Genomic DNA, 2,943 nt, shown 5'->3' on the forward strand with positions numbered 1-2,943 from the left:
GTCCAGGCCCGTGCCGTCCGGGCCCGTGCCGCTCGCGCCCGCGCTGTCCGCTCCGCCACGGTCCGGGTCGCCGGGGCCGGTTCCCCCGGCACGGTCGGTGGGTGGGACGGCGGAGGAGGCGAGAGCGGGGGCCACCGGCGGGGCTGAGCCCGGTGACCGCGCGGGCGGGCAGGCAGTGCCGGACGCCCGGGCCGGCGAGGGGCCGTGGGCCCTGGCCGCCGCCAGCGTCTCGTACACCTCCCGGGCGATCTCCGCCGACGACTCGTCGTCGACGCGCCAGAGGGTGCCGACGACCTGGGAGAAACCGGCGAGTTGCAGCGAGGCGGCCAGGTGGAGGGCCTCGTCGGGGAGGCGGGTGCCGCCGACGGCGGTCTCGCAGGCCGAGAGGTAGGCGAACTCCGCGCCGGGCAGATCGAGCCGGGAGACGTCCAGGACCGACAGCTCGCCGCCGGGCAGCAGCAGGCGTCCCTCGGAGGGGTGTTCCGGGTCCTGGACGCCGTGGCAGGCGAAGTGGGCCCAGGAGTGGGCGGTCAGGGCGGCCCGTACCGCCTCAGGCCGGGCCTCCTCCCCGCTGAGCAGGGTGCCGCCCATGGCCGCGTGGGCGACGCCCGCCTCGCGCAGGGCGCCCGGGAGCGGGGCGAGACCGTCGAGTTCGGGGACGGCGACGATCAGCGGGCGGGTGTCGGCGGCGGGGAGGCGCCGGGCGCGGGCACGCAGCAGGGCGGTGACGCTCGGGGTGTACGAGGACACCACCCGGTCCGGCACCTCCCCGGCGGCGTGCAGCGGCAGGAAGGACAGCGCCCCGGCGGGACACCACCACAGCCGGGGCGGCGACTCACCGGGCGGCGGCGGCCCGGTGATGCCGAGGGCGTCGAGCACGGGTGCGGCGACCGTGCGCCACAGCCAGTCGAGCACATCGGCGACGGCCTGCTCGGCGAAGGCGCGGGCGAGGCCGGAGCGGGCCGCCGCGGCGGCGGCCGCGAGCAGCGTCTCCGCGCGCTCCCCGGCCTCGGTGTCGGAGTACGCGGGGAGGGGACAGACCTTGAGGTCGGCCGGGTGGGGGCCGGTCAGCAGCAGCGCGTGACCACCCGGGTCCGGGCCGCCCGTGATCACGACCACCGGCCCTTCGGCGCCCGCGGCGAGCAACTGCCCGGCGCGGGGCGGGCGCAGGAAGTCCCGGAAGCCGTCGCGGGCACGGATCGCCTCCAGGGTCTCCTGCCACTCGCGGGCCAGCCGGTGGCGGCGGTCGGCCTCCTCGCCGGACACGCCGTCCCCGGCGGCCTGGTCCAGGGCCTTGCGGAGCGTGTCCAGGCGGGCCGCGAGTTCCGGTTCGGCGGCGGCGAGTTCCTCGGTCTCGGTGCGCAGCTCCAGCGCCTGGAAGGCGAGCACCCCACGGCCGGCCTCCAGCAGTTCCAGTGCCTCGGCGGGCCGCCCGGCGGCCAGAGCGACCAGCCCGGCGAGCGATCCGGCGGCGGCCACGCGGCCGAGCATCTCCTCCTGGTCGGCCCGGTCCACCCCGCGCCAGGCGAGCAGCGGCAGCGTCTCGACGGCGCTGCGGGCCGCGGCGAGCGACCGCTCGGTGTCCCCGGACTCCCGTGCCACGGTCGCCGTCTCCAGCGCGGCCGAGGTGCGCACCAGGGCGGACTGGGCCGGGTCGGCGGCCAGTTCCGCGTTCACGGCGAGTTCCTCGTCGCGCACGGCGTCGTGGCCGCCGTCGACGCGGGCGATCTCGCCGAGCACCCGGGACAGCGCGATCAGGGCGCCGCCGCGTCCCGGCTCGCCGGGGGGCAGCCGGCGCAGCGCGGTCCGGGCGGCCTCGACCGCCCGGTCCAGGTCGGCCCGGTCACCGTGGTGGCGGTGGCGCTCCCACAGGGCGTGGGCGTGGTGGGTGTGCAGGGATGCGGCACTGTGCTGCGGGTCGTCGCGCGGGTCTTCCCGCAGGGCCGCCTCGAAGTGGCGTACGGCGGTGTCGGCGGCCTCGGGCGGGGCTCCGGGCCGCCGGGCGCGGGCGAGGAGGACACCGCCGAGGGCGTTCTGCAGGCGGGCACGCCACCGGTGGCCGGGGGTCGTGCCGGCGAGGGCGCGTTCGGCGAGTTCCTGGGCGGTGTCGAGTTCGGCGGGGGTGTCGGTCTCCCGCGCGTGCGCGACGAGCAGGCTCACCAGCGTGCCGAGGATCACCGGGTACTCCGCGCCGAACTCGGGGGTGGCGTCGGCGAGTTGCCGGGCCGCGACGACGGCTTCGCGGAGCGAGGCGAGGTGCCGGACCCGGGTGTACCGCTCGATCAGCGCCATGACCAGCCCGGCGGGCAGCTGGGCGGGCACCTCGGCGTCCGGCGGCAGGACGGCGAAGCCCTCACGGCCGGCGGCGACCGCCTCGTCGAGCAGGGCGAGGTCGAGGGTGTGCCGGTACCGGTTGGCCAGGATCTCCGCGAGCCGGGCGAGAGCGCCGGCCCGGTCGGCGGGGGCGTGGGCCGTCTCCAGGGCACGTCGGGCGGTGGCTTCGGCGCGGTCGAGGCCGCCGCCCCGGTCCACCTCGCTGTGGGCGAGCAGCAGGTCGGCGAGGGTGCTGAGGACCCGGCTGTCGTCGGTGTGCGGAGCGCCGGGCGCGGTCAGCCGGGTGACGGTGGCGAGGGCCTGCGTGAGGACCGCCGGGTCGCCGTGCTCGCGATACTCGTGCATCGCGGCGGCGGCGTACGACGTCACCGCCTCCGCGCGCGGACGGTCGCCGCTGAGGCCCTCGGCCATCAGCCGCAGGGCGAGTCGCCGGTCGGCGGGGTCGCCGCGCAGCTGGTGGCGGTACTGGTGGTGGCGGCCGAGGTCGGCGGCGTATTGGGCGGGCTCCGCGCGGTACAGCGTCGCGTACGCCTCGATGGTCCGGTCCAGGGTCTCCGGGTCGCGGCTGCGGGCGAAGCGCTGGGCGAGCACCCCGGCGCAGCTGCGCCG

Annotated in this window: 1 protein-coding gene; it reads right to left on the reverse strand. The window is 78.3% G+C overall.

Annotated features, from left to right (window positions below; all coding sequences use genetic code 11):
* On the reverse strand, nt 1-2,943 hold a 2,943-nt coding region (locus CCN42_RS38780; RefSeq protein ID WP_143662186.1), incomplete at both ends, for a CHAT domain-containing protein.

The sequence above is a fragment of the Streptomyces glaucescens genome (assembly GCF_002154375.1).
GTDB lineage: Bacteria > Actinomycetota > Actinomycetes > Streptomycetales > Streptomycetaceae > Streptomyces > Streptomyces glaucescens.